15 protein-coding genes and 2 tRNA genes are annotated in these 22128 nt (G+C 53.6%); 14 read left to right on the top strand and 3 right to left on the bottom strand.

The genetic code is table 11. The features are described 5' to 3' along the window. Nucleotides 1-236 precede the first annotated feature (236 nt). Nucleotides 237-1217 (bottom strand): aldo/keto reductase, encoded by a 981-nt coding sequence (locus tag J2Z18_RS06800; RefSeq protein WP_210094430.1) that lies wholly within the window; start codon nucleotides 1215-1217, stop codon nucleotides 237-239. A gap of 140 nt (nucleotides 1218-1357) precedes the next feature. Between J2Z18_RS06800 and J2Z18_RS06795 the strand changes: the two genes are divergently transcribed. From J2Z18_RS06795 to J2Z18_RS06740, 12 genes are all read left to right on the top strand, one after another. After that, nucleotides 1358-2140, top strand: coding sequence for a SurA N-terminal domain-containing protein (locus J2Z18_RS06795; RefSeq protein WP_210094429.1), 783 nt, complete (start codon nucleotides 1358-1360; stop codon nucleotides 2138-2140). A 1603-nt stretch (nucleotides 2141-3743) separates the two neighbouring features. After that, nucleotides 3744-4820 (top strand): 3-isopropylmalate dehydrogenase, encoded by a 1077-nt coding sequence (leuB, locus tag J2Z18_RS06790; protein ID WP_007127248.1) that lies wholly within the window; start codon nucleotides 3744-3746, stop codon nucleotides 4818-4820. A 170-nt stretch (nucleotides 4821-4990) separates the two neighbouring features. After that, nucleotides 4991-5530 (top strand): peroxiredoxin, encoded by a 540-nt coding sequence (locus J2Z18_RS06785; RefSeq protein ID WP_007127249.1) that lies wholly within the window; start codon nucleotides 4991-4993, stop codon nucleotides 5528-5530. A 274-nt stretch (nucleotides 5531-5804) separates the two neighbouring features. Further along, a complete protein-coding gene (locus J2Z18_RS06780) occupies nucleotides 5805-6212 on the top strand; it encodes a hypothetical protein (RefSeq protein WP_007127250.1) in 408 nt (135 codons plus the stop codon). A 335-nt stretch (nucleotides 6213-6547) separates the two neighbouring features. After that, nucleotides 6548-7696, top strand: coding sequence for an ATP-binding protein (locus J2Z18_RS06775; protein ID WP_210094428.1), 1149 nt, complete (start codon nucleotides 6548-6550; stop codon nucleotides 7694-7696). A 168-nt stretch (nucleotides 7697-7864) separates the two neighbouring features. After that, nucleotides 7865-8830: an aldolase catalytic domain-containing protein gene (locus tag J2Z18_RS06770; RefSeq protein WP_007127252.1), complete on the top strand. Its 966-nt coding sequence runs from the start codon at nucleotides 7865-7867 to the stop codon at nucleotides 8828-8830. 171 nt (nucleotides 8831-9001) lie between these two features. Beyond that, a tRNA-Pro gene (locus tag J2Z18_RS06765) sits at nucleotides 9002-9075 on the top strand. A gap of 75 nt (nucleotides 9076-9150) precedes the next feature. After that, nucleotides 9151-9224: transfer RNA gene (locus tag J2Z18_RS06760), tRNA-Gly, on the top strand. A gap of 523 nt (nucleotides 9225-9747) precedes the next feature. Next, nucleotides 9748-11613: a ribosomal protection-like ABC-F family protein gene (gene abc-f, locus J2Z18_RS06755; protein WP_210094427.1), complete on the top strand. Its 1866-nt coding sequence runs from the start codon at nucleotides 9748-9750 to the stop codon at nucleotides 11611-11613. 466 nt (nucleotides 11614-12079) lie between these two features. Further along, nucleotides 12080-13114, top strand: a complete 1035-nt coding sequence (pheS, locus tag J2Z18_RS06750; protein ID WP_007127254.1) for a phenylalanine--tRNA ligase subunit alpha — start codon at nucleotides 12080-12082, stop codon at nucleotides 13112-13114. Between the two features lie 30 nt (nucleotides 13115-13144). Continuing rightward, nucleotides 13145-15595, top strand: a complete 2451-nt coding sequence (pheT, locus tag J2Z18_RS06745; protein ID WP_210094426.1) for a phenylalanine--tRNA ligase subunit beta — start codon at nucleotides 13145-13147, stop codon at nucleotides 15593-15595. A 333-nt stretch (nucleotides 15596-15928) separates the two neighbouring features. Next, complete coding sequence (locus J2Z18_RS06740) at nucleotides 15929-17794, top strand: hypothetical protein (RefSeq protein WP_210094425.1); 1866 nt, start codon at nucleotides 15929-15931, stop codon at nucleotides 17792-17794. 139 nt (nucleotides 17795-17933) lie between these two features. On the opposite strand, the gene J2Z18_RS06735 is transcribed toward J2Z18_RS06740, so the two are convergent. Both J2Z18_RS06735 and J2Z18_RS06730 read right to left on the bottom strand, forming a co-directional pair. After that, on the bottom strand, nucleotides 17934-18323 hold the full coding sequence (locus J2Z18_RS06735; protein WP_210094424.1) for a cupredoxin domain-containing protein: 390 nt from the start codon (nucleotides 18321-18323) through the stop codon (nucleotides 17934-17936). Nucleotides 18324-18545: 222 nt separating this feature from the next. Beyond that, entirely contained in the window at nucleotides 18546-18911 is a 366-nt protein-coding gene (locus tag J2Z18_RS06730) for a phage holin family protein (RefSeq protein ID WP_007127258.1), read from the bottom strand. Nucleotides 18912-19069: 158 nt separating this feature from the next. Between J2Z18_RS06730 and J2Z18_RS06725 the strand changes: the two genes are divergently transcribed. Both J2Z18_RS06725 and J2Z18_RS06720 read left to right on the top strand, forming a co-directional pair. Next, complete coding sequence (locus tag J2Z18_RS06725) at nucleotides 19070-21439, top strand: endonuclease MutS2 (protein WP_007127259.1); 2370 nt, start codon at nucleotides 19070-19072, stop codon at nucleotides 21437-21439. Nucleotides 21440-21570: 131 nt separating this feature from the next. Then, on the top strand, nucleotides 21571-21990 hold the full coding sequence (locus J2Z18_RS06720) for a DUF350 domain-containing protein (protein WP_007127260.1): 420 nt from the start codon (nucleotides 21571-21573) through the stop codon (nucleotides 21988-21990). The last annotated feature ends 138 nt before the right edge of the window (nucleotides 21991-22128 follow it).

Here is a 22128-nt window from a genome sequence, read left to right as displayed (position 1 = left end):
GAACAGCCTGGAAATGACAGATTTAAAAAAAGGAGGAACCGCTAGTAAGGCGGCTCCTCCTTTTATTTGTATTGGCCGAGGACGGTTATGGCCCCACCGGAGAAAGCTAGCGTGTAAGCAGATGTGTTCCGGTACTTTCGCTCCGACTGAAATCGTTTAACGCTGCGAGGGGCTCATATTGTGAACAACTTGTCCAAAGTGGCGTTATTTTTACAGGATGTTCCGGGATTTGCGTCTTACCAGGCGTAAGCTTGCGGCGCAGGGCCACCCGGACCAGGGAAAATTTCATCCAGCCGCTTCATAGCCGATTCGTCGAGCTCCACCTCGAGGCATCTCAAGGAGCTTTCGAATTGTTCCAAAGTACGCGGACCGATGATTGGCCCAGTGACGGCCGGATTTTTAAGAAGCCAGGCCAGTGCCACGTTGTCCTGCGGCTCTCCGAGCTCCTGGCAAAGTGCGGCGAATTGCTCCAGCTGGGCACGGTGCTTCTCGATCCGCTCCGCATTGCCGCCGCTTCTCGAACCCTCAATCTTCTTCAGCGCGTTGCGCCCCAGCAATCCGCCGTCGAGCGGACTCCAAGGAATTACGCCGAGACCGAGGCTCTGCGCTGCTGGCAGCACTTCAAGCTCAGGGAGCCGGCAGGTCAGGCTGTACTTATGCTGCTCGGATACCAGACCAAGGAAGTTCCGGTTTTTGGCAGCGGCTTGAGCAACGGCGATGTGCCAACCGGCGAAATTGCTGGAGCCGACATAGCCGATTTTTCCCTGATGCACCGCGACCTCAAATGCTCCCCAGAGCTCGTCCCATGTTACGGATGAATCCACGTGATGCATTTGATACAGCTCGATATGATCGGTCTGCAGCCGCTTCAGCGACCCTTCAAGATGGCGCCGGAGCTTGTAGGCGGACAAGCCGGCTGCATCATTGGGACCGTCGAGTGGATCGCTCATCGACCCGTAAAATTTCGTGGCCAAAATGACCTTTTCCCGACGGCCGCCGCCCTGCTTGAACCACCGCCCGATTATCGTTTCGGTCAGCCCGGCGTTCTCGCCCCAGCCGTAAACATTAGCGGTGTCGAAAAAATTCACGCCGGCATCCACCGCCGCATCCATGATGCGAAAAGCTTCCTTCTCATCCGTGGCAGGTCCGAAATTCATCGTACCGAGACACAGACGGCTGACTTTCATGCCGGATTTACCTAGAGAGGTGTACTGCATGAGGGGATCATCTCCTTGGTGGGTATTGGTAATAAAAACGATTACATTTCTATTGTAGCGCATGAACAGAGAAATGTAACCAAAGCGGTGCGGGTAACGTTAATAAAGGAAACGGAGGATTTTTATAAGGAGGGACGAGCATGAGTTCTCGTTGCCGAAACGCAATCCGCTTGCGAAAGCTCTCGTTATTTGGATTGGTGGCGGTATTACTTGCGATTAGCGCTTGTGACAATTCCCCTGCAGCCCAAACGGACGAGAACGCCCATAGAGCATTGCCGGAGTTGTCGGATGAGATACCCGCAATTCAAAATGCAGCATATACAGAAGGCACCAGGCGGTTGGTCCAGGATACTTTTGATTCGATCCAAACGATCCAGAATAAGATCCGGAATGAAGGGCTGCCTCCTTGGATGATGGAGACGGAGGAAGTGCGTATTTCGCTTGCGGAATATGTCTTCACCCTGAAAACTAAAGAGCTGATCTATGCCCTAAATCAGTTGACCGAGAAACCTTCGGGCGAGGAGGTGCTGCGGCATATGATTACCGAGGCGCTGACCGTGCACCATGCAAAACAAATTGGAATCACCGTAACGCCGGAGGAAGTCAAGGGTATGATCGACATGCAGAGGCGTGCGATGAAGGACACCGGCCCGAAAACATCCGCGGAGCAGCTGACCTTATACATTATGGAGCAGCGGATCCGAATCACGGGACTGAGCGAGGAGGAGTTTTGGAACAGCGAGGAGTTATACAGCGCGTACGAGGCGGCGATTTACATGAATAAGCTTATGGGACATATCCTTGCGGATGAAGACCTGAAAGGGACGGAAAGCTATGAGGCGCTTCAGGCGGAGCTTTATAAGGATTTCCGGAAAAAACATCGCATTAAAGTGCCCGATCTAAGCGAGTTGGAGACGCTATAACGGGCGGACAAGCAAGCTGGCGGCTCCTCCAGCTCGCTTGTTTTCCATGCTCACTTCTGGACCGGGTTATGGCTGCCAAAGCACGGCCAGCAGCCATAACACCTCGAATCGGCATCCGAAGTCCCCTGGTGTGCTGGTGAAGGACAGACAGGCAGCAGGCCCCATCGGAGCGACACCCGAATTCTCAGGGCGGCAGCTGAACCGAAGGTTAGAAGACGCTCCATCGCCGCAACACCGAAGGTCCCCAAGGTGGCTGCTGGGTGCAGCTCAGGCAGTCGGCCTCATCGAAGCAACACCTGAAAGTACCCAGGGTGGCTGCCTAAGCGGAGCCAGGCAGCCACCCCATTCCCACCCCAAGTGAGCCGAAGGGAACGCGGGCCCCCAAGAGCTTCGAAGCAGCGGAGAGGACGAATCGATTCCGGAAAAGCGGAGCGTTCGCCTTTGGAGCCGAATATCCACCGCTAAATATATAATCATGAAATTCGGCGACAACAGCGATTGGAGGAAGGATACGTACTCGGAGCAACCCCAGCAGCAGTCAAGATACATCATCCGAGCTTCCCCAGCAGCAAGCAGTGAGATACGCCATCGGGGGAACCCAATCAGGCAGCAGAGCTACGCATTGCCGCAAAACCCGAAGGTCCCCAAGGTGGCTGCTGGGTGCAGCTCAGGCAGTCGGCCTCATCGAAGCAACACCTGAAAGTACCCAGGGTGGCTGCCTAAGCGGAGCCAGGCAGCCATCCCCTTCCCACCCCAAGTGAGCCGAAGGGAACGCGGGCCCCCAAGAGCTTCGAAGCAGCGGAGAGGACGAATCGATTCCGGAAAAGCGGAGCGTTCGCCTTTGGAGCCGAAATTCCACCGCTAAATATATAATCATGAAATTCGGTGACAACAGCGATTGAAGGAACGATACGTACTCCGAGCCCCCCCAGCAGTAAGCAGTGAGATTCTAACCGGAGCAACCCTAACAGCAGTGGAGGAATCCCACCAGCAGCCAAGAAACATACTCAACTACGTCCAGTAAGTGGTCCACACATCCAAGCGACACCTAAAGTTTCAGGGCTGCCGAAGTGCAGCCAGGCAGTCGGCCCCATCGCCGTAACCCCCAATATTCCCCAGGGTGGCAGCCCAAGCGGAGCCAGGCAGCCATCCCCTTTCCCACCCCAAGTGAGCCGAAGGGAACGCGGGCCCCCAAGAGCTACGAAGCAGCGGAGAGGACGAATCGATTCCGGAAAAGCGGAGCGTTCGCCTTTGGAGCCGAAATTCCACCGCTAAATATATAATCATGAAATTCGGCGACAACAGCGATTGGAGGAACGATACGTACTCGGAGCAACCCACGAAACTCCCCACGAAACTCCCCACGAAACTCCCCACGAAACATCCCACGGAACTACCTCGGAACACCCCTCGAAGCACCCTCCCCAGCAGTAATACCTCCGGTCACATCGCCAACGCGTTCCCTACGGATCACTCCCCCACTTATAGGCAAAACAAATTAAGTTCATAGTTTCTATATCTTGGTCACCGTGAGGGAAGTATGTTACAACAGTAACTAGATGACTTTACGAGAAGCGTATTATAAATAAGGAGTGACTAACCGATGGCAGAAACGAAGAAAATTGCCGTAATCGCCGGGGACGGAATCGGTCCTGAGGTCGTGGCGGAAGCGGAGAAAATTATAAAGCGGACCGAAGAGGTCTTCGGATATTCCTTCACGACGGAGCACGCGCTGTTTGGCGGCATCGCCATTGACGAGAAAGGCACGCCGCTTCCGGAGGAAACGCTGAGCGTGTGCAAAAGCGCCGATGCCGTGCTGCTTGGAGCGGTAGGCGGTCCGAAATGGGACAACAATCCGAAGGAGCTGCGCCCGGAAACCGGATTGCTCGGCATTCGCAAAGAGCTCGGTTTATTTTCGAACCTGCGTCCGGCTGTCATTTTTGACTGCTTGAAGGATGCCTCGACGCTGAAGCCGGAAGTGCTTGAAGGCACGGACCTGATGGTCGTGCGAGAGCTGACAGGCGGCATCTACTTCGGAGAGAAGTTCAGACGCGAAGGTGCCGGCGGCGAAGAAGCGGTCGATACCTGTGTTTACAATACGGCCGAGGTGGAGCGGATCGTGCGCCAAGCGTTCGAGATCGCCCAGAAGCGCCGCAAGAAGCTGGCGTCCGTCGATAAAGCGAACGTGCTGGAAACCTCCCGCCTCTGGCGTGAAACGGTCAACCGCATCGCGCCGGAATATCCGGATGTGGAGCTGGAGCATGTGCTGGTGGACAACTGTGCGATGCAGCTTCTGCGCCGCCCGTCCAGCTTTGACGTCATCGTGACCGAGAACATGTTCGGAGACATTCTGAGCGATGAGGCGGCAATGCTGACCGGATCCATCGGCATGCTGGCATCGGCATCCATGGGCGAAGGAGCATTCGGCCTGTACGAGCCGGTTCACGGTTCGGCGCCGGATATTGCGGGACAAGGGCTGGCCAACCCGATCGCGACCATTCTGTCGGTTGCGCTCATGTACCGCCTGACCTTCGGCTATGCCGATGCGGCGGACGCGATCGAACGCGCGGTAGCTGAAGTATTGGATGCTGGACACCGGACAGCAGACATTGCCGTCGATAAGAGCAAAGCGCTCAGCACTACGGAGATGGGCGACCTGATCGCGGCGGCCATCCGATAATCTGCTCACTGTTCAAGGAAAATTCTTATTTATAATAATTATAAAAAAGTAACCTCTATAATCTTGACTTTGCCAAGCCTCGATGATAACATTTCTAGTGAATGTTCGTGGGAACATAGATTTGTTACACATTTTAATATGTTCTACATATGTTAAGGAGGAATTCAATCATGGCAGAACGTTTGGTTGGTAAAGCAGCTCCAGATTTCACGATGGAAACCGTATCGGGAGACGGTAAAGATTTTGGAAAAGTCAGCCTGTCCGACTACCGCGGTAAATGGCTCGTATTCTTCTTCTATCCGCTCGATTTCACTTTCGTGTGCCCGACTGAAATCACGGCACTGAGCGATGCTTACGATCAATTCAAAGCATTGGATACCGAAATTCTTGGTGTAAGTGTTGACTCTATCCACAGCCACAAAGCTTGGATCAACACATCCAGAGACGCTAACGGTCTGGGAGCATTGAACTTCCCGCTCGCTTCGGACATCACGAAGAACGTAGCAAGAGACTACGGCGTTCTGATCGAAGAAGAAGGTGTTGCACTTCGCGGCCTGTTCATCATCGATCCAGAAGGCGAACTGAAATACCAAGTGGTTAACCACAACGACGTGGGCCGCAGCGTAGAAGAAACACTGCGCGTGCTTCAAGCGCTTCAATCCGGCGGATTGTGCCCAATGAACTGGAAACCAGGCGACAAGAACCTGTAAGCCTTTGTTGACATCCGAAAACCCTCATCATCTGACAATTTGTTCAGAAGATGGGGGTTTTTTTGACAGAGTGTTCGGGCCGGAAACAGGGAACACTGGTGTTTAGACAACCGATATTTCGTTGATATATAATAGGAAAAACTAGTCTTCTCGTAACCAATTAGGCTTAAAGGCCCAAATTTTGTGAAGCCACCGACGGTTGAAGGAATTAGAGGGCATGAAAGCGAATACAATATGGGAAACGGTGGAGAATTGATGGAGGAGGGTGAACGGTATGAGTTTTTGCTGTGGGGCTAGTATGATGGGTACAAAGGGTACACTTAAGCATTATCGCACTCAAGTACATAATGTTCCCCTGCTGCTGTGTCCGGTCTGCCATCGCGTTGAAGTACATCATCGCGTTGAGAACGAATATGAGATCCTTGCCGAATATGCTCATGGGGACGGTGCCTCCCAAGTAGATTTTCAGGATTATGTGATGGAAGATGAAGATGCGATTTTTGAAAATGTGGTCAACCGGGAATCGGAGGATCCTCTTACCGTTGTTCAAAGCCAGATCGATATGTCGCTGGATCTCCTCGCCGTTGCAAAATGGATGCAGGACGAAAAGTGGCAGGGTGAACTGAAACGGCGACTGGCTGTCATGAGCCAGCGAAGACTCCGCCTACAGAAGCAGCCGTAATCAGTGACCTGTATAAGCCTCGTTCTTCGGGGCTTTTTATTTTTGGTATATTTTAGGGTGTTTCAAATGTGAGGAAAATGGGTATAAACTTCTTATTGTTGTTTGAAGCAGAGTTAAACATACATAAGAGGCATGTCTTTAGTCGGAATATTGGTATTTTTATGAAGATATCCATTTTTCGACAGGATTTCTGATTGACGTTTCTTTCCCATGATGACTATCATGAAAGGAAGCAGATTCAGACTGCTAATGATTCAAAGACGGACAAACTGTTTTTTGCAACAATTGATTGTCGGTTTGGTGAGTTCAACTTTTCATGAAAAGGGGGAGCCATCTTGTTGAGTCAAATCCGTGAATCTGAGCTGCAGGCGATTCGGTCATTTCATTCGAGCCAGCTAATTAGGAACAAGTATGAGAACATACTGGAGAATCTCGACAGCGGGATCATCCTCTTTGATAGTGAGGGTGTACTTGCTTTTGTCAATGTTCAAATGGCAAAATTGCTTGGCGTACCCCGCAAATCGCTAACCGGTTGCACATTAACCCAGCTGCTGCGTCATAAACAGCTGTCCCGATTTAAGAAGAAGAAAATCCTCCGCATTTTCAGGGAGACCGTGTTCCATCGCAAGCGCTACCACGAACTCGTGGACGAGTATGGTCGGTCGTGGCTCATCACGATGACCTATGGGGACCAGATGGAAGGGGATTTTTTAATCAGCGTCAAGGATGTTTCGGATTTCAAGCGAATTGAGCAGACAGCCTACCAGAACGACAAGCTTGCCATGCTCGGTAAAATCTCCGCCTCCATCGCCCACGAAATACGAAATCCGCTGACTTCGATCCGGGGCTTCATCCAACTGCTTCGCCCCCATCTGGTGAGTCTCGGCAAGGAAGAATATGCCCGGATTATACTGACGGAGATCGATCGGGCAAATGATATTATATACGAATTTCTGAATTCCTCCAAGCCATCCGCTCCGGAAACCAAGGTTGTAGCCGTATCCTCGCTGCTCAAGGAAGTCGTGCTTCTTACCGAGAGCGAGGCGCTGATGAAGGGCTGCCAAATTAACCTACATACAGAAGAGATGCCACCGGCGTTTATATCTGTCGATGTGAAGCAGATCAAACAGGTGATTCTCAACATTATCAAAAACGCCCTTGATGCAATCAATGAACAAAAGGTCGAGAATTTTACCGGCATGATTGATATTTCAGCCCGCGACAACGGTAAAAACATTAGCATCTGCATATCGGATAACGGGGCCGGCATGGATCAGAATACGCTGAACCATCTGTTCAATCCGTTTTTTACGACGAAGGAGAGCGGTACGGGACTGGGTCTGTCCGTCAGTTACAGCATTATTCGCAATCACGGCGGCTCGATTGCCGTGGACAGCCAGATCGGTGAAGGGACCGAGTTCGTGATCACATTTCCGAAGCTGGAGGCAACTGAGGGCCCAAAAGCACCAAATGTAAGGATATAACCCAATCGGAGCCAAGCTCCATAAGCAGAAAGCGGCTGTTCCGATGGAATGGTCTTTTTCTTTTTTCGGAAAAAAAGCTTTCTTATAATAGGGGGACTTTCTTCTTTACATTTCTCATCGGATTCAAGTATGATGAAGAGAAACTTGCCGAGAGGAGTTTAGCTTAGAATGATCAAGAGTAGTCAGACAAAGATTGTGGACTGCACCATTCGTGACGGCGGATTGGTGAATAACTGGGATTTTAGCGTTGAATTTGTACAGCAATTGTATGCGGGCCTGAATGAGGCTGGCGTGGACTATATGGAAATCGGTTATAAAAATTCGCCAAAGCTGCTGAAGGGCGCAGATCAAGCCGGTCCATGGCGCTTCTTGGATGATGATTTTCTGAAGGAAGTCATCCCGCATAAAGGCAAAACCAAGCTCTCCGCTCTCGTCGATATCGGTCGTGTGGACGAGGATGATATTTTGCCGCGCGAGGAAAGCCTGCTGGATCTGATCCGGGTCGCCTGCTATATCAAGGATGTGGATAAGGCGCTTGCGCTTGTACAGACCTTCCATGATCGGGGCTACGAGACTACCCTTAACATTATGGCGCTCTCCAACGTAATGGAGAATGAACTGCTGGAGGCTTTTGAGCTGATCAAGGAAAGCGTCGTCGATGTCGTTTACATCGTGGACTCCTATGGAAGTCTGGATCATAAGGATATCGAATACCTCGTCAATAAATTTAAAACGCATCTGCCGAATAAGCGCCTTGGTGTGCATACGCATAACAACATGCAGCTTGCGTTTTCGAATACACTCGTTGCAGCTGACCTGGGTGTGGAGCTGCTGGATGCGTCCGTGTACGGAATGGGACGGGCTGCTGGCAATTGTCCTACGGAGCTGCTCGTCACCCATTTGAAGGGAACCAAGTACGAGCTTCGCCCGGTTCTGGATATCATTGAGCGCTTCATGATCCCGCTGCGGGAGAAGGAGGAGTGGGGTTACATCATTCCTTACATGATTACCGGTACGCTGGACGAACATCCGCGGTCGGCCATGGCGCTTCGGGCATCGGAGGACAAGGATAAAGTTGTAGATTTTTACGATAAGCTGACGACACCGGAAGTAACCTTCGACAAAAAGAAATAACAATCGCCCTAACATTCGGTGGCTATTGAGATGGATAGGCAGCAGCGAAACTCTTGAGGAGGGAAGCTGCTGCTTTATTTTCCGAGATGATAATTTCCATAAAATACATGTTGAAATTATGAATACAGCATGGTATATTTATTTTTGTCTTCACGACAGTTACTGGATTATCGGGACGTAGCTCAGCTTGGTAGAGCACCTGGTTTGGGACCAGGGGGTCGCATGTTCAAATCGTGTCGTCCCGATTGGCTTACGAAATAGGCCCCGCAAAAGTAATCGAATATGCTCTGAAGCATAGCGCCGCTTTTGTGGGTTGATATGCGGGTGTAGTTCAATGGTAGAACTCCAGCCTTCCAAGCTGGTAGCGTGGGTTCGATTCCCATCACCCGCTCCATACTTTAGTAGACTAGAACCCTTGAGAATCAAGGGATTTTTTGTGTCGTTTAAACGTGATGGTCCGCTTGCTGATTTCATGCTTGCCATTGACAACCAGATTTGTTACAATGTCGGTGAATTCAATTCCAAGAATGCGAGGTAACCATAGTCCGATGAAGTAAGATACCCTTTTCTCTGACAACTGCAATGATGTTGCAGGCGTTTCTCTACGGTGCTGGAGAAGAGATTTGGTGTGTCTGAAAAATGGGATTCGGGGTGCCTTTTTTTATTTCCTGATTTAAAGGACTTCATTCCGGGTTGAACAGCAATTCCCACCCACGGTCAGCGGGTTTCTATTCGGATGTTCGGAATCCGAACACAACAGCCTGTATTTTGACTAGACAGCGCGTGTGCTGAATGCGGAGGGGGTGTCGAATCAATCCGTCCATTTCATAAACACATCCGCATCTCTTTCTCGATGATCCGCCGTAGGCCATGGCCTGCGGTTTTTTTAATGGATTTTTCAGGGAGGATGAGGTTATATGACGATGATCTTAAAGGCTAAGGATATAGGAATGGAGCTGCAGGGAAAGCCGCTGTTCGAGGGGATACACCTGGAGGTGGCAGAGGGGGAGCGCATCGCCCTGTATGGACGAAACGGAATGGGGAAATCCACGTTGCTGTCGATCCTGGCAGGAGAGCGCCAGCCGACGAACGGGACGGTCGAGGCTGTACTGCCAAGGGAACGATGGGGCTGGATGCGGCAGCAGGATGAGCCTGACGAATCCGAGATGACGGCGCTCGAAATGGTTCGCAGCCGCAGCGAATCGTCCCTTTGGGAGCTTAAGCAGCAGCTTGCAGCTATAGAGAAGCAGATGCAGGCAACTGACGCTGATGCTATGGATCGGCTGGTTGAGCAGTACGGGAATCTGTTAGAGCGCTATGAGTCCGGTGGAGGCTTCCAGTGGGAGACTGAAGTCGAGAAGGCCATGACGATGCTCGGCATCGGGCCGGACGTATGGCCTGTCCCCTATAAAGAGCTCAGCGGTGGACAAAAGACCAAGGTGATGCTGGGCGCTCTGCTCGTACGAAACCCCAAATTTTTGCTTCTGGATGAGCCGACCAATCATCTCGACAGCGAGAGTCTGGTCTGGCTGGAGCAGTGGCTTGTTTCCTCATATAAAGGGACCGTGCTGTTCGTATCCCATGACAGGGAATTCATCGACCGCGTCGCCACCACGGTGTGCGAGCTGTCCGCCACCGAGCTGCGGAGGTATCGGGGGGGATACACGGATTACCGTAGGGAGAAAGAGCGTGAGCTGCGTGAGCAGGAAACCCTCTACCGCAAACAGGAGCTGGCCCGCAAAGCGCTGGAGGAATCGATTCGCAGATATGAGGAATGGTTCCATAAAGCGCACAATTCGGCAGGGGATGGAGATGTCCGGATTACGGCTAGCTACTATAAAGCTAAAGCGAAGAAGAACATTTCGCGATACCATGCCAAGGAGAAGGCGCTCGAGCGGCTGGAAGCGGAGCGTGTAGATAAGCCGCGGAGCGATCCGAAGCTGAAAATGGAGCTGGAAGCGGAGAATATCGGTGCCAGAACCCTGCTGCGCGTGAAGGAGATGAGCTTCGGATTCGGAGACCGCCTGCTGTTTGACCGTTTCAGCTTTCAGTTGAACCGCGGGGATCGTCTCGCAGTCCGGGGGCCGAACGGAAGCGGGAAAACGACGCTGCTTAAGCTTCTGCTAGGCGAAATAACGCCGACGGAAGGAACCGTCGCCTGGCATCCTGCCGTCAAAATCGGGTACTTCTCCCAGCAGCTCGAAGGGCTGGAGGATGACATGACCTTGCTGGACAGTCTGCTTGCCATTCCTGGAATGACGCAGAGCCATGCCCGAACGCTGCTCGGATGCTTCCTGTTCCGCCGGGACGACGTCTTCAAGCAGATCGGTCAGCTCAGCATGGGGGAGAAATGCCGGACCGCCTTCCTGAAGCTGTATTTTAGCGGGGCCCATCTTCTGGTGCTTGATGAACCGTCCAACTATTTGGATGTGGATACACGCGAGGTGATAGAAGAGGTCCTCGTCCGCTTTCCGGGAGCGATTGCGCTCGTATCGCATGACAGATACCTGGTTCGCAAAGTCGCCAACCGGCTTCTGACTCTGCAGCCAGGCGGAGCTCCAGTCTGGTTCGAGGGGAGCGTGGCAGAAGAAGAGGAGCATATGGCCCGTGTCGGGGTGATCAGGGGAGATACCGACAAGGAGAATCGCAGGATGGAGCTGGAGTACCGGATTCAAGAGCTGCTTGGACTCTCGGCCGGAGAGGGTGGAGCCGAGCAGGCGGAGGATTGGCTCGCCGAAATCCGGACGCTCCGGAATGAGCTGGCCCGGCTGCAAGGTGAATAAGCGCGTGCCAATACGGGTAAACCTTCTTGTATAAGGCATTTCGGGTAAATGCAACTTGCCATATGTCGAAAGGTTGCATATAATATACCCTATAAATTCGATTTGCCATAGTGTTTAAATGCATGGATGGAGAAGAGTAGTCAGTGCTTCCGTACAGGGAAGAGATGCCGCAGATTGAGAGCGTCTCGATGGAATCAGGCTGGTGAAGTTCGCTCCGGAGCAGTTCCCTGAACACGGCAGAACGCCGTACAGTAGGGGATAACGGGTCCGATTCGTTACGTCGGTCAAGTGAGCATGTGTCCGCTTATATTAGGGAATGCCGGTGTGTTCAAGCCGCATTCTTAAGAAGCTGGTATGCTAACAAGGGTGGTACCACGGTCTTTTCGTCCCTTTCTGGGAGAAAAGGCCTTTTTTATTTGCAAGGAAAAAGGCAAGTACGAGTTCATGAAGGGGTGTGCGAACAGCAATGAAAGAGAAATTGGAAGCATTAAAGCAAGAAGCATTAGCACAGTTGCAGGACGTAAGCGATCCGCAACGCTTGAATGATCTGCGGGTGAAGTACCTCGGTAAAAAAGGAGCGCTGACGGAAATTTTGCGCGGCATGGGCCAGTTAAGTGCCGAAGAGCGCCCGGTGATCGGACAGGTGGCGAACGATGTCCGCGGAGCGATTGAGGAGGTCATCGCCAGCAAGCAGGAGGCGTTCCTCCAGCAGGAGACGGAGGAGCGGCTGCGCGCGGAGAAGGTGGATGTTACGCTGCCGGGAAGGAAGCTTGCGCAAGGCGCGATTCATCCGCTCAGCAAAGTCATCCAGGATATCGAGGACATTTTCATTGGAATGGGTTACCGCGTCGCCGAGGGGCCGGAGGTGGAGACCGATTATTTCAATTTCGAGGCGTTGAATTTGCCGAAAAACCACCCGGCGCGCGACATGCAGGACTCCTTCTATTTGACGGAGGATTTGCTGATGCGTACCCAGACTTCTCCAGTGCAAGCGCGGACGATGCTGGCGATGGAAGGGGAAGTTCCGGTTAAAATCATCTGCCCGGGCCGGGTATTCCGCCGGGACGACGATGACGCGACCCACTCGTTCCAGTTCCACCAGATCGAAGGTCTGGTCATCGGGGAGAATATCCGGATGAGCGACCTTAAGGGAACGCTGCTGCAATTCGTACAGGAAATGTTCGGGGAGAATACGCAGATTCGCCTGCGTCCAAGCTTCTTCCCGTTCACCGAGCCGAGCGCCGAAGTGGATGTGTCCTGCGTGAAGTGCGGCGGCAGCGGATGCCGCGTGTGCAAGCATACCGGCTGGCTCGAAATTTTGGGCTGCGGCATGGTTCATCCAAAAGTCCTGGAGATGGGCGGCTACGATCCGGAAAAATACAGCGGCTTTGCATTCGGCATGGGAGTCGAGCGGATCGCCATGCTGAAATACGGCGTAGATGACATCCGGCATTTCTTCAACAACGATACGGCATTTTTGAAGCAGTTCACGCGGATCTAACTTAAACAAGATAAGGGAAGTGAATACACAATGAGAGTTTCAACGGATTGGTTGTCCGATTATATATCGCTCGAGGGCGTTAGCGCCGAGGAGCTTGCCGGGCGGATTACGTCAGCCGGCATCGAGATCGACGTCATCGAGAAGCGGAATCAGGGCATCAGCAAGGTCGTCGTCGGCTACGTGAAGAGCAAGGAAAAACACCCGGACGCGGATAAGCTTAACGTCTGTGTAGTGGATGCGGGGCAGGAGGAAGACCTGCAAATCGTGTGCGGGGCAAAGAACGTTGACGCCGGACAGAAAGTGCCCGTCGCTCTTGTCGGCGCGAAGCTTCCGGGCGGCCTGGACATTAAGAAAGCGAAGCTGCGGGGCGTGCTGTCCCAAGGGATGATCTGCTCGGCCAAGGAGCTGGGCATGAACGATAAGCTGCTGCCGAAGGAGCTGCAGGAGGGAATTTTGGTGCTGCCTGCCGATACCGAGATCGGCAAGCCGATCGTCGATGTGCTCGGCTTGAACGATGAGGTGATGGAGCTGGATCTTACGCCGAACCGTTCCGATTGCTTGAGTATGCTCGGGGCAGCCTACGAGGTAAGCGCGATCCTTGGACGGGAGCTGAGCCTGCCAGAGCCGGAGAAAGACATCGTAGAGGTGCATGAGCGCGCAGCGGATCATATCGCAGTGACCATCGGCGCGAAGGAGCAGTGCACGCATTATGCAGCACGCTATATTAGCGGAGTTACGATCGCTCCATCCCCGTTGTGGATGCAGAACCGGCTGATGGCGGCAGGGATTCGCCCGATCAATAATATCGTCGACATTACCAACTACGTCATGCTGGAGTACGGACAGCCGCTGCATGCCTTTGATGCGGATCGCCTGGAGAACGGCGCCGTGCACGTTCGGATGGCCGAAGACGGCGAGAAGATGGTGACGCTTGACGGCCAGGAGCGTACGCTTGCTCCTCATATGCTGGTCATCGCGTCCGGCGGCAAACCGGTGGCCCTTGCCGGCGTTATGGGTGGCTTGGATTCCGAGGTTACGGACAATACCGTGAACATTTTCCTCGAATCGGCCAAATTTGACGGCGGCACCGTCCGCAAAACATCCCGACAACTGGGGCTTCGCTCCGAAGCCAGCTCGCGCTTCGAGAAGGAAGTGGATCCTGCGGCAGTTATCCCGGCATTGAACCGGGCGGCCTCCCTGATGGCGAAATATGCCGGGGGCAAGGTGCATCAAGGAATTGCCGAAGCGGGATCAGCGGCGTCCGAGCCGAAGGTGATCACGCTCTCGCTCGAGAAGCTGAACCGCTATCTCGGTACCGATCTGTCGCTGCTGGAGGTGAAGACGATCTTCTCCCGGCTGCATTTTGCAAGCGGTGATGCCGCTCAAGGGCTGGTGGACGTTCAAGTCCCTACCCGCCGCGGAGACATTACGCTGGATGTGGATCTGATCGAAGAGGTTGCACGCTTGTACGGCTATGACAACATTCCGACCACGCCGATCGAAGGGCCGACCACGCCGGGCTCCCTTACGAAAGCACAGGCGATCCGCCGCTCGCTCCGCAAGCTGCTGACGCATGGCGGCTTCCAGGAGGTGCTTGGGTACTCCTTCATTCATCCGAAACAGGCCGAACGATTTACCGCGTTGGAGCAAGAGGGCAAAGCGGTCAAGCTGGCGATGCCGATGAGCGAGGACCGCAGCGTGCTTCGGACCAGCCTGCTGCCGCAGTTGCTCGATATTGCCGCTTACAACCTCAATCGCAAGCAGCCGGATCTTGCGTTGTTCGAAATCGGCAACCTCTTCCACACGCATGAGGAGGTTCTGACGAAGCAGCCGCAGGAGCGTCCGGTGCTGGGTCTGCTGCTGTCGGGCCGGACAGGAGCGAAGCAGTGGAATGTGCAGCCGGCGAAGGTGGACTTCTTCGATCTGAAGGGTGCGATCGAAACCGTGCTGGATTATCTCGGCATCGCCGCAGATCAGATCAGCTATGAGGCGAACCAGCCGGCCGGCTTCCATCCTGGCCGCTCGGCATCGGTATTCGTCCAGCATGGAGGCAACAAGCAGCTTCTTGGCGTGCTGGGACAAATCCATCCGAAGCTTCAGCAGGAGCTGGATTTGGAGGATACCTACGCTGCGGAAATATTGCTTGCCCCATTGTATGAGCTGACCAATGACCGGGTGGCTTACCGTGACTTGCCGAGATTCCCGGGTATGGAGCGGGATCTGGCCATCGTGGTGAATGAAGAGGTTGAGGCAGGCTCCTTGATTCAGGTCATTCGTGAGAATGCCGGTGAACTGCTTCAGCAGGTTCAAGTATTCGACGTCTTCACCGGAAGCAAGCTTGGCGAAGGCAAGAAGAGCGTTGCGATTTCCCTGATGTACCGTCATCAGGATCGGACATTGACCGATGAAGAGGTTGCTCAGGTAACCGAAAAAGCCGTAACGGCGCTTCAGCAAACTTTTGGCGCAGAATTGAGAAAATAGCAGGAATTGTGAAAGCCCGCATCGAATCCTTTACACATCAGAGATTCGATGCGGGCTTTTTGTGGTCGAGCCTAAGATCGCTTGGAAGCGATTGTTTCGATCCTCGGTCCCGGAAGGTGCAGCATGAGCGTTTCTTCGCAGCATTTTTGCGCAAGAGTTGCATCCGGACGCCCGTTCGGTAGATAATGATAACCACAAGCGGCTATTGTCATAAATCAAGCTTCGGTCTGTGTCTCTACCATTCGTCTGCACTTGAGATCTCATATATAATGAAGGAAGAGGGATAGGCCAATACATCATAGATTGCACACATAATAGAAGGAGGGCACAACCGTGACAACACCGGATCGTAAAAGCGTCACCGTAGACATCTACGGGACTTCCTATAAACTTGTCGGCAGCAGCAGCGATTATACGAAACAGGTCGCAAGCTATGTGGACGAACGGATGCGCACCATATCCAAGGCGCACACCCGGCTGGATACTCCGCGAATTGCCGTCCTTGCTGCGGTACATATGGCTGAAGAAGCGCTGCAGATGCAGCATTATCAGAATGAGGCTAAGCAGCTTAATGCGGAGCGTAACGAGCTGCGTTCCGAGCTGGCGCGTGTTCAGGGGCTGCAGATTGAGCAGCAGGAAAGGCATCGCCAGCAGAGCGAGCTGATGGAACGCAAGCTTGCGGAGCAGACCGCTCTGGCTGAGGAATATCGGAGCGCGAAAGAGACGCTGACGGCTGAATCCGAGCGGACCAAGGAGCTGCTGCAGAAGGAATCTGCGCGTGTGTCTGAGCTGCAGCAGGATAAGCAGCAGCTGGAAGGGCAGCTGAAGAAGCAGCGCGAAGAGCTTGAGCGGCGGCACCAGCAGGCGCTGGAGGAAATGAAGCGGCGACATGAAAGCCAGCTGCAGCAATTGAACGGAACCCATAAGCAGGCGCTGGAGAAGCTGGAGCAGCAGTATCAGGCTTCCGCCAAGGAGGAAGCCGAGAAGCATGCCCAGCATGCCAAGAAGCTGGAGGAGTCCTTCAAGCAGGAGGCGCTTCAGAAAGACCGGCAGCATACAGCCGCCGTACAAGAGCTGGAGAAGCAGCTGTCGGATCAGCGAAGCCGGGGAGGTCAGCTGCAGTCGCGCCTGGCAGCGGCCGAGAAGGAGCTGGGCGTAGTCAAGAGCGAGTCCCAGAAGCTGAAGGAGGATTTGCTTCAGGCAAGGCAGCAGGTCAAGAGCGCCGAGCAGGAGCTGCAGAAGCTTCGGAGTCAAGTGCAGCAGCTGAGCGAGGAGCGGGACAGCCTGAAAGCCGAATCCGCCAAGTCGGAAGAGGAGCGGCGCCGCCTTCAGAAGCTCGTTGTGGATGCGAATCAGACTTCGAGGAAGCAGCAGGAGGAGCTGCAGCGGTTGAGCCAGGAGCTTCAGTCTTGGCGTACGCTGGCCGATCAGCGTAAAGTGGAGACCGGCGAGCTCGAGATGCGGATTGTGGAGCTGATGGAAGGCAACGAAAGCCTGGAGGAAGGCATGAGAGGCCTCCAGGATGAAATCGGCGTTCTGAAGGACGAAGCCGAACGCGCGAATGCCGATCGCAATGCGGCCCGGCAGGAATTGCTCGAGCTTCAGCACCGGTATGACGAGCTGGAGAAGCTGGGCAAGGAAGCGGAGAGCCGCGAGGAAGAAACGCATAAGCTCTATGCGATGCTCGAGGAGGAATACGATACGCTTTCAAGTCAGCTGGACGAGCTTCGCCGCAAGGCAAATGCAAGCGAGGAGCACAGTCAGGAGCTTGCGAAGCGATTAAGAGAGGCAGAGGAACGGGCGGCTCACTGGCAGGAGCAATGCGAGCAGTGGATGGCGGAGCGGGACCAGCTCGCGGAAGAGACGGAGCGGCTTCAGGCCGAACGCGAGGAATGGAAGACATCCCGGGACGCGCTGGAAGAGGAGCTGACTTCCTGGCAGCGAGAAATCGCTTCAGCTAAGGAAGCCTGCGAGCGAATGGAGAGCGAGAAGAAGGATGCCGAGGCGCAGTACGCCGAGCTGGGCGAGCAGTATGAGCTCGTTATGCATCAATACCGGCTGCTGCAGGCCGAACAGGAGCTGAAGGCGGAGCAAACCGCCCACCTTGAAGAAGAACATAAGAAGCTGAAGGAAGAGTACGCCAAGCTTCAAGTCGAATATAATGAATGGATTGAACTGATCGAGCAGGACCAGCGATAATCCGAGGGTCTGCTTCCGTATTCTGATCAGTACGGTTGTGGAATCATCCCATTCTTACCAGCGGCAAAAACCTCCGGTTGCACAGAGAGGAAGTTCTCTCTGGCAATCCGGAGGTTTTGTTTGCGTCTTGCTGCTGGTGCTATTCTTCAACAATAAGCTTGGAGATCATCGCGCCATGGCCGCTTCCGCACATAATGGAGCAAGAAATTTCGAATTCGCCCGCTTCGTCCGGGGTAACGACCGTGGAGTTGTTTTTGCGGTCAAGCTGCAGGCCCAGAGCCGGGATCATGACCCCATGATTGCCTTCCTCGTTCTCATACGTAATTTTGACGGGAACCCCTTTTTTCAGACGGTATTCCTCTTGGTCGAACTTGAAGTTCGTTCCCTTGATGACGAGTTCAGCTTCCGGCGCTACGCCTGTATCGGTAATGCCCGAATCTCCTGCGGATTCATTCTGATTTCCGCCGCCGCATGCAGCCAGCACAAGCAGAAGCATAGAAGATATAAGCAGTGCAATCGCTTTTTTCACTATGATCTCTCCCGACTATGAAATATTGGTGAACTTTACCTATCTGTTTTTTATCATAGCGCAGAAAGAGCGGGCATGCACATCGCTGTTATGAAAAATTGGTGAACTCAGCGCTTAAAAATATGTCTGAACAGGACAACACCCCCCTGTTAGTGGCAACAGGGGGGTGCTGAGAAATATCCGCCGTACTTTCGAAGAAGGGCGGTTAGCCGCAGGTGTGTGCTACGAATTCTTGCGGCGGCTCTTGCCGGCTTCAAACGGTGTGGCGACCGGGATGAACAAATCGATGATCCCGATAACGAGCGCGGCAATTAGAGCGCCCAATACGGAGACGCTGACGCCTCCAACGATAAATTGGGCAAGGTAAATGACAAGGGCGCTCACGAGAAAGCCTACGATCCCGCGTCCAAACGGGGTGACCCTCTTGCCGAAGATCCCCTCAATCGCCCAGCCAAACAGAGCGATAACCAGCGCAAGCAAGAGCGCACTTCCGAATCCGCCGACGGTGAATTGAGGAACAATCCATCCCACGACCATAAGTACAAGCGCGGCAACGATAAATCGAACGACGTGCCCGAGGAATTGCATGGTACTTGCCTCCTTAGAAATAGGACTAAGAATGTTACGCAGAAATTATTTTGTTCAATTGAGCCTGCGGTTATGTGTGGAAGGATTTTGGTTTCCATGGCGAATTTCCATGGCTTTCGTTATAATATATGCATTGATTGAGAGGAGTTGTGAGCTTCTTGAACGACAAGATTTTGCAAACGTTGGAATATCGAAAAATTTTAAATACATTGTCGCAGTATACCCAGACCTCGATGGGAGCCGAGAGAACGGAGCAGCTTCGGCCCGTTGCGGAGCTTGAGGACGTGAAGCATCTGCTCGCGGCGACCGACCAGGCGTACACCGTCGATCGGCTGAAGGGAACGCCTTCCTTCAGCGGCGTTACGGATATTAATGACGCATTAAAGCGGGCGCGGATCGGAGGGACGCTGAATCCGCATGAGCTGTTAGCCACGGCGAACACCATCTTAGGCTCGCGGCGCATTAAGCGTTTCATCGCAGGCATCCATGAGGATGAACCCATCGACATCCTGTTTCATTTGAGCGATTTGATCTCGGAGCAGAAGCCGCTGGAGGATGCGATCCGGGCATGCATCGACGATTCGGCCGAGGTGCTGGATACGGCAAGCGCGGAGCTGGCCCAGATTCGGCGCGAGCTGCGAAACGGCGAGGTGCGGATCCGGGAGAAGCTGGAATCGATGATCCGCTCCCAATCGGTGGCGAAGATGCTGCAGGATCAGCTGATTACGATCCGCGGCGACCGTTTTGTCATTCCGGTCAAGGCGGAGTACCGTTCATACTTTGGCGGCATCGTCCATGACCAATCCGGATCCGGCGCTACCCTGTTTATCGAGCCGGAATCCATTGTGGCCATGAACAACAAGCTTCGGGAGACCCGGATTCGGGAAGAACGGGAAATTGAAGTCATCCTGCAAAAATTGACCGCACAGGTCGGCGAGCAGGCCGACGTGCTGGCGATTGACGTCGATCTGGTCGGCCAGCTGGACTTTATTTTTGCCAAAGCCCGCTTGGCGCATGTCATGAAGGCTTCGCTGCCGCGAATGAACGACCGGGGATATATCAAGCTCCGCAAAGGCCGCCATCCGCTAATTCCGATGGATCAGGTCGTGCCGCTTGATGTCGAGCTGGGCAATTCGTATACTTCGATCATCGTGACCGGCCCCAACACCGGAGGAAAGACCGTTACGCTGAAAACGATCGGGCTGCTCAATCTGATGGCGATGTCCGGTTTGTTCATTCCGGCCGAGGAAGGCAGCCAGATGTGCGTATTCGATGCGATTTATGCCGATATCGGGGATGAGCAGAGCATCGAGCAGAGCCTGAGTACTTTTTCCAGCCATATGACCAATATCATTCGCATTTTGACCCAAATGACCCCGAAAAGCCTAGTATTGCTGGACGAGGTAGGGGCAGGTACAGATCCGGCGGAGGGCTCCGCCCTCGCGATCGCGATCCTCGAGCATATCCATTCCATGGGTTGCCGCATGATTGCCACAACGCACTATTCCGAGCTGAAAGCCTACGCTTACGAGCGGAAGGGCATTATTAACGCCAGCATGGAATTCGACATCAACACGCTGAGCCCAACCTATAGGCTCCTCGTCGGCGTGCCGGGACGAAGCAACGCTTTTGCGATTGCGGAACGGCTCGGTCTGCCGGGCTCCATTCTGGAATTTGCCCGGGGTGAAGTGAAGGAAGAGGATCAGCGGGTCGAGCATATGATTGCCTCTCTTGAGGAAAACCGGCATACTGCCGAGGTTGAACGCGAGAAGGCGGAGCAGGTCCGGAAGGAAATGGAGGAGCTGCGCGCCCGTCATCGTGAGGAGCTTCAGCGGCTGGAGGACCAGCGCGATAAGCTGGTTGATAAAGCGCGCGTCGAAGCGAAGCAGATTGTCGATAAAGCTCGTTCCGAGGCGGAACAGATCATATCGGATCTGCGCAAGCTGGCCCAGGAGGAAGGGGCATCGGTTAAGGAGCATAAGCTGATCGCGGCCAGAAAGCGGCTGGAGGAAGCCGAGCCCGAGCAGGGCAAAAGGCCGGGGGCCCAGCGCCAGAGCAAGCAGCAGCGCAGTATCGAAGCCGGTGACGAGGTCCGCGTGTACAGCCTGAACCAGAAAGGCCATGTGGTGGAGCTCGCAGGATCGAAGGAAGCGATCGTGCAGCTTGGCATCATGAAGATGAAGGTCGGGCTCGACGATTTGGAGCTGCTGTCCAATCCGGCTGCAAACGCCAAACAGGCGCAGAAGCAGCATGCCACGGTGCTCAAGCGAACGCGTGATGCAAATATCCGCAATGAGCTTGATCTTCGCGGCGCCAATTTGGAGGAAGCGTTAATCGAGGTGGACCGCTTTATCGACGAGGCGTTCCTCGGCAACCTGGGCCAGATTTACATCATTCATGGCAAAGGTACGGGGATATTGCGAACAGGCATTCAGGAATATTTGCGCAAGCATAAGCATGTCAAAAGCTACCGCCTCGGCAACTACGGTGAAGGCGGAACCGGCGTTACGATTGCCGAGCTGAAATAAGGAAGAGCAAAAATCAGGAACCGTTTTCTCCTTCATACGTATACAATACACCATAGGGATTAGTCCGGCGGGATTCTTGACCTCACCAGGTCTTCAGAGTCCCGCCGAGGTTCGGGGAGGAACTATTGGGAATGATGGAAGCGATTGATCATTTGCTGACCCACCCATTGGGCGTGCTTGTCGGGTATTTTTCGGTGGCCATATTAGCGCTGATCGTGTACCTGTATTGCTTTGAGCTGGTCACCAAGTACAACTGCTGGGATGAAATACGCAAGGGTAATGTGGCCGCAGCCATGGCAACGGGAGGCAAGGTATTCGGTATTTGCAATGTTATGCGCTACAGCATTACGGCCAACACCTCCATTTACGGTATGATTAAATGGTCGTTCTTAGGGTTTATACTGCTGTTGGCGGCATATTTGCTGTTGGAATTCCTTACTCCGGTATTCTCCGTTGATGAGGAAATCGGCAAGGATAACCGTGCCGTCGGCTTAATTGTGCTGCTGATCACCGTATCTTTATCTTACATTATCGGCGCCAGTATTACGTAGGGCTGCTAGTACGGGAGGAAAAGTACGATGAAATATTTGCCGCGGGTGCTGTTTGCGGCCGCCTTGATCTTCTTTGTGGGGGGCATCGTTTATTTGATGTCCCAGTAAAATATATGAACCGACCTATCATGGGCCGCT

Origin of the sequence: Paenibacillus lactis (assembly GCF_017873605.1) — a bacterium.
GTDB lineage: Bacteria > Bacillota > Bacilli > Paenibacillales > Paenibacillaceae > Paenibacillus_AQ > Paenibacillus_AQ lactis.
The sequence above is the reverse complement of the archived record's forward strand: the minus strand, read 5'-3'. Positions and strand labels throughout refer to the sequence as shown.